This is a genomic window from Campylobacter concisus, assembly GCF_902460545.1.
Taxonomy (GTDB): Bacteria; Campylobacterota; Campylobacteria; order Campylobacterales; family Campylobacteraceae; genus Campylobacter_A; species Campylobacter_A concisus_AE.
Genome location: NZ_CABPUE010000005.1, coordinates 33,534 through 39,533, shown reverse-complemented (window position 1 = coordinate 39,533; position 6,000 = coordinate 33,534). Strand labels below are relative to the sequence as shown.

Genomic DNA, 6,000 nt, shown 5'->3' with positions numbered 1-6,000 from the left:
AAACTTTAGTGCAAGTGACTAAAGTTTTAATAAAATTTAACTATAAATTATTGACTTTTTTAGAAAAAAGTGCTAGGATTTCATCACTCAAAAATAAAGAGTGCTAAAAAAGACAATTAAACCAAAAGGATGAACAATGAACTTTCAACCATTAGGCAAGCGTGTTCTAGTCGAACGCGTAGAGGAGACAAAGACCACAGCTTCGGGCATTATTATACCTGATAACGCAAAAGAAAAACCTTTAAGCGGTGAGGTAAAAGCAGTCGGTGCTGAAGTAGAGGGTGTAAAAGTTGGTGATAAAGTTGTATTTGCAAAATACGGTGGCACTGAGATAAATTTAGATGATAAAACATATCTTGTTTTAAATATCGATGACGTTTTAGGCGTGATCAAATAAGGCTGCAGATGGCTACGATTATGTATGTTGATTTTCCGCAAGAAGGTCTTTTTGGAGACGAGATGTCAAAAGCTTTTGAGGATTTGGCTAAAAGCATCAACCAAGAACCCGGTATGATATGGAAAATTTGGACTGAGAACAAACAAACAAAAGAAGCCGGCGGAATTTATCTTTTTGACAATAAGGAGAATGCGGAAAAATATCTGAAAATGCACAGCGAAAGACTAGCTAAAAACGGCTATTCAAATATTCGCGGCAAAATTTTTGATATTAATATGCCTTTGTCAATGATAAATAAGGCTGATTTTTTAAAATAAATTAAAACCGAAAGGAAATACAATGGCAAAAGAAATTTTTTACTCTGATGATGCAAGAAACCGCCTATACGAGGGCGTAAAAAAACTAAATGACGCTGTGAAAGTGACAATGGGACCAAGAGGCAGAAATGTCCTTATCCAAAAGAGCTTTGGCGCTCCAAACATCACAAAGGACGGCGTTAGCGTGGCTAAAGAAGTTGAGCTAAAAGATACTATCGAAAACATGGGTGCAAGCCTAGTTAGAGAAGTAGCAAGTAAGACAAACGACCAAGCAGGCGATGGCACTACAACAGCAACTGTGCTGGCTCACGCGATATTTAAAGAGGGTCTTAGAAACGTAACTGCTGGTGCAAACCCTATCGAAGTAAAACGTGGTATGGATAAAGAAGTAGCAGCTCTTATAGATGCACTAAAAAATATCTCTAAAAAAGTATCAGGTTCAAAAGAGATCGCTCAGATCGCTACTATCTCTGCTAACTCAGATGAGAGTATCGGTAAACTTATCGCTGATGCGATGGAGAAAGTTGGCAAAGATGGCGTCATAACAGTAGAAGAGGCAAAATCTATCCAAGATGAGCTAAGCGTTGTTGAGGGTATGCAATTTGACCGCGGATATCTAAGCCCGTACTTCATCACAAACCCTGAAAAGATGCAAGTTGAGCTAAGTAACCCATTTATATTGCTATTTGACAAGAAGATTACAAATTTAAAAGATCTACTCCCTGTGCTTGAGCAAGTACAAAAGAGTGGCAAACCGCTACTAATCATCGCTGAAGATATCGAGGGCGAGGCGCTTGCAACGCTTGTTGTAAATAAACTTCGCGGCGTGCTAAACATCTCAGCTGTTAAAGCTCCTGGCTTTGGCGATAGAAGAAAAGCAATGCTTGAAGATATCGCTATTTTAACAGGTGGCGAAGTTATCAGCGAAGAGCTAGGCAGAACACTTGAAAGCGCTACCATAAACGACCTTGGACAAGCTTCAAGCGTAGTTATCGACAAAGACAACACAACTATCGTAAATGGCGCAGGTGAGAAGTCAGCGATCGACGCTAGAATCACTCAAATAAAAGCTCAAATCGCAGAGACTACAAGCGACTACGACAAAGAAAAACTTCAAGAGCGCCTTGCAAAACTAAGCGGCGGCGTGGCAGTTATCAAAGTAGGTGCTGCGACTGAAACTGAGATGAAAGAGAAAAAAGACCGCGTTGATGATGCTCTAAGCGCTACTCGTGCAGCTGTTGAAGAGGGCATCGTAGTAGGTGGTGGTTCAGCTCTTATCCTTGCTTCAAAGAGTGTAAATTTAAATTTACAAGGTGATGAGGCAATCGGTGCTGAGATCGTTAGAAGAGCGCTTCGTGCTCCACTTCGCCAAATCGCTGAGAACGCTGGCTTTGACGCAGGCGTTGTCGCAAACGCAGTTGAGACAAGCAAAGACGCAAATTTTGGCTTTAACGCTGCAACTGGCGAATATGTAAATATGTTTGAAGCTGGTATCATCGACCCAGTGAAAGTTGAGAGAGTTGCACTTCAAAACGCTGTTAGCGTGGCTAGCTTACTACTAACGACTGAGGCAACTATCAGCGAGATAAAAGAAGAAAAAGCAATGCCTACAATGCCTGACATGGGTGGAATGGGTGGAATGGGTGGTATGATGTAGCAGCCCTTTTCGAGCTAGAGCCTTCTAGCTCGAATTTATATTTAAACTTTAACCTCACTAAATTTATAAAATTATTTACTACTTTTTAAATTTATTCTTGTATCATTTTGCTTTCTTTTAGGGAGAATTTACAATGAAATATGATGAAATTTTTAGAGAATACGATATCCGTGGTATTTTTGAAAAAGACTTGACAGAAGATAGCGTCAAGGCTATAGGGCTTGCTTTGGGTAAGAAATTTAACGAATTTGGCGTGAAAACTTTAAGCATTGGCTTTGATGCAAGACTAAGTGCTAGCACGCTTTTTAGGTATCTGCTAAGCGGTCTAAACAAGGCCGGTGGCTTTAAAATTTATAACATCGGCTTGCTACCAACTCCTGTTGGCTACTTTAGCGTTTATGCTGATTATTTCGACGCAAACATCATGATCACGGGCTCTCACAACCCAAAAGAGTACAACGGCTTTAAGATTACTATCAAAAAAGATAGTTTTTTTGGCAAAGATCTGCAAATTTTAAAAGATAAAGTTAATGAGATAATCGCCTCAAATTTAGAGATCGCAGACGATGAGAGCTGTGAGAAATTTAATATCTTAGAAAAATACGTTGAGTTTTTTGTAAAAGAGTTTAGTGAGCTTAAAAATTTCAAAAAGCCTTTTATCATCGACTGTGCAAATGGCGCTGTTGGCGTGAGCTTGGTGCCGATCGTTAAAGCGCTTGGGCTAAATGCAAAAATTTTATATGAAGATCCAGACGGAAATTTCCCAAATCACCATCCAGATCCAAGCGAAAAAGAGAATTTAAAAGAGCTGTTTTTGCTCATTGAAAAGAAGGAATTTGACCTTGGATTTGGCTTTGACGGAGATGGCGACAGGATCGCAGTTATAACTCCAAAAAGAGATATAAAAGGCGATGAGCTAGCCTATCTTTATGCACTAAATATGAAACATCCAAAGGTGCTTGGTGAGGTTAAATGCTCGCAAAATATGTATGATGAGATTGCAAAAATAGGCGAAGTTTTCATGGGCAAGACTGGGCATAGCAACATCAAAAAAATGATGAAAGAGCTAAACGTAGATCTAGCGGCTGAAGTTAGCGGACATATCTTCTTTAAAGAGCGATATTTTGGCTTTGATGATGCGCTTTATGCGATGATGAGGGTGCTTGAGCTAGTGCATAAAGGCTTTGATCTTGACGGAGAGCTTGATAAGATGCCGCTAGTCTTTAGCACCGATGAGATCAAGATAAAGACGACTGATGAGGCTAAATTTAAGATAGTTGCTAAGTTAAAAGAGTGCGTGAAAAACGAGAGTTGCGATCTACCAAAGATAAAAAATATCATCGACATTGATGGTATAAGAATTCAGTTTGAAAATGGCTGGGCACTGGTGCGCGCATCAAATACAACGCCAGTTATTGTCACTAGATTTGAGGCAAAGAGCAAGGAATTTCTAGAAGAGATCGAGCAAAAAGTGACAAATTTGTTAAAGAGTTTAATGTAGCTTACGAAAGCATTTTGGGCCAAATTTACTCCAAAATGCTTTTTAAAATTTTATTTAAACATTCAAAAACTAAGATTTCCTTTATCGTCTAGTTTTTGTGGATTTCTTTTCCGAAAGCTCCGCATACATAAGATCTAGAAGTTTAGAGCAAGTGTTCATCTTTAAAATTATCAAATACATGTGCCCCAGCCTTTTTGTGAACATTCATGCGGATAATGTAATTTAAATCCACAAGTAGCCTATATCTAATGTTGGCATTTTTTTAAAAATAGTTCATTATTTTGCAAGAGGTCGTCTACTAGCTTGCTGCTCAGGTGTGCAAAATATCAGCCTTTATGGATTTTATGCAGTGTAACCTACCGGCAAAAACTTCACAAGTGTATTCGTTAAATTTAAAAGATAGAGAGATGGCGTAAAGATTTACGCCATTAAATTTTTAGAGTTTGCCACCTTCAACGACAAGTGATTCTGGATTGACGCTATCACCATAGATCGGTTTTAGTGTAGCATCATAGTCTTTGTGAAAGAAATTTTCTTTGCCTAACTCAATGATCTCATTGTTTAGCCAGTCAAGTAAAACTTTGTTACCTTTTTTAACAGCTGGTGCTATCACATCCACGTCACCAAGTGCTTCAACGCCTACAACAAAGCCAGGAGTCTCTTTTGCCCAGGCAAAAAGTAGGGCGTTATCATGTGCTAGTGCGGCACCTCTTTTATCAACCAAAGCTGCAAATGTTTCAGTATTTTGGTCGTATTTTGCAAGCTTAATGTCTGGATAATTTTTTGTAAAAAACGCGTCTGCGGTTGTGCCTTTATTTACGATTAGGGTTTTATCTTTTAGCTCATCGATGCTCTTTATCACTGCACCTTCAGGGCTTACTATGCCAAGTGAAACCTTCATGTATGGAAGCGCAAAATCAACAACTTGTGCACGCTCAGGTGTTTTTGTAAAATTTGCAAGCGTGATATCTACTTTATCAGCTACTAAAACTTCAACTCTACCAGCAGCCTCGACTAGCTCAAATTTTACCTTGCTCTCATCGCCTAGTAGGTCTTTTGCGATACGTTTTGCAAAGTAAATATCATAGCCTTGGTTTTTGCCGTCTTTATCGACATAGCCAAATGGTGGTTTGTCGCTGAAAACGCCAATTCTTACAAATCCACGCTCTTTGATCTTTGCGATCGCATCAGCTTCGTTTGAAGCAGCTTTTGCCGTGTCGGCACCTTTGTCATTACCACAACCCGTTAGAAAGACGGTAGCGATTAATGCTAATAAGAAAAATTTAAATTTTCTCACTCTTTCTCCTTGTAAAAAAGTTAAATAAATAAGAGCGTTAAAATTTCGCTCTAAACGCATTTTGAAAAAACGGCAAATTATCTCTTATTTTTTCTAAAACGAGAATAAATTTAGAAATTTCTTCGCGCGGTCGCTCTTTGGGTTGGTAAAAAATTCCTCCGGCTCGCTGATCTCCACGATCGCTCCAGCATCCATAAATACGATCTTATTTGCAACCGCCCTTGCAAAGCTCATCTCGTGGGTGACTATTAGCATCGTCATTCCATCTTTGGCTAAATTTAGTATCACGTCAAGCACCTCTCTAACGATCTCTGGATCAAGTGCAGCCGTAACCTCGTCAAATAGCATAATTTCAGGGTTTAAGCAAAGGCTTCTTACTATAGCTATACGCTGCTTTTGGCCGCCACTTAGCTCCTTTGGATAGGCAAATTTCTTATCAAGAAGTCCAACCTTGCTTAACCACATATCAGCTGTCTTTTCAGCCTCAGCTCTATCTCTTTTTTGCACCTTTAAAGGCCCAAGAAGGACATTATCTATGACGTTCATGTGATCAAACAGCTCGTAACTTTGAAAGACCATGCCGACTTTTTGGCGGATCCTTTGCCAATCATTAAATTTAGCATCAATCACTTCACCATCAATTATTATCTCGCCGCTTGCGATACTCTCAAGGCCGTTTATGCACCTAAGAGTTGTGCTTTTGCCACAGCCCGATGGTCCAAGAAGTACAACCACTTCGCCACTTTTTACATCTAAATTTATATCTTTTAAGGCGTGAAGATCTCCATAAAATTTATTTAAATTTTTAAGTTCTAAGATATTTTCGCTCAT

At 39.1% G+C, this 6,000-nt stretch carries 6 protein-coding genes; 4 read left to right on the top strand and 2 right to left on the bottom strand.

Translation table 11 applies throughout. The features are described from left to right. The first annotated feature begins 136 nt into the window (after positions 1-136). The 4 genes from groES to FZ949_RS04655 all read left to right on the top strand — a co-directional run bounded on the left by groES (position 137) and on the right by FZ949_RS04655 (position 3,872). A complete protein-coding gene (gene groES, locus FZ949_RS04670; RefSeq protein WP_021091238.1) occupies positions 137-397 on the top strand; it encodes a co-chaperone GroES in 261 nt (86 codons plus the stop codon). 8 nt (positions 398-405) lie between these two features. Next, complete coding sequence (locus FZ949_RS04665; protein WP_103580114.1) at positions 406-714, top strand: monooxygenase; 309 nt, start codon at positions 406-408, stop codon at positions 712-714. 22 nt (positions 715-736) lie between these two features. Continuing rightward, positions 737-2,371 carry a chaperonin GroEL gene (groL, locus tag FZ949_RS04660; RefSeq protein ID WP_103580113.1) on the top strand — a complete coding sequence of 545 codons (1,635 nt, stop codon included), beginning with the start codon at positions 737-739 and terminating at the stop codon, positions 2,369-2,371. Positions 2,372-2,504: 133 nt separating this feature from the next. Then, the gene (locus tag FZ949_RS04655; protein WP_103580112.1) at positions 2,505-3,872 is read left to right on the top strand and encodes a phosphomannomutase/phosphoglucomutase; all 1,368 of its coding nucleotides are present in this window, start codon (positions 2,505-2,507) and stop codon (positions 3,870-3,872) included. A 436-nt stretch (positions 3,873-4,308) separates the two neighbouring features. Here FZ949_RS04655 and FZ949_RS04650 read toward each other — a convergent pair whose 3' ends face one another. Together FZ949_RS04650 and FZ949_RS04645 are read right to left on the bottom strand one after the other, a co-directional pair. After that, positions 4,309-5,169 carry a cysteine ABC transporter substrate-binding protein gene (locus FZ949_RS04650; RefSeq protein ID WP_072594383.1) on the bottom strand — a complete coding sequence of 287 codons (861 nt, stop codon included), beginning with the start codon at positions 5,167-5,169 and terminating at the stop codon, positions 4,309-4,311. A 93-nt stretch (positions 5,170-5,262) separates the two neighbouring features. Continuing rightward, positions 5,263-6,000, bottom strand: a complete 738-nt coding sequence (locus FZ949_RS04645) for an amino acid ABC transporter ATP-binding protein (RefSeq protein WP_103580111.1) — start codon at positions 5,998-6,000, stop codon at positions 5,263-5,265.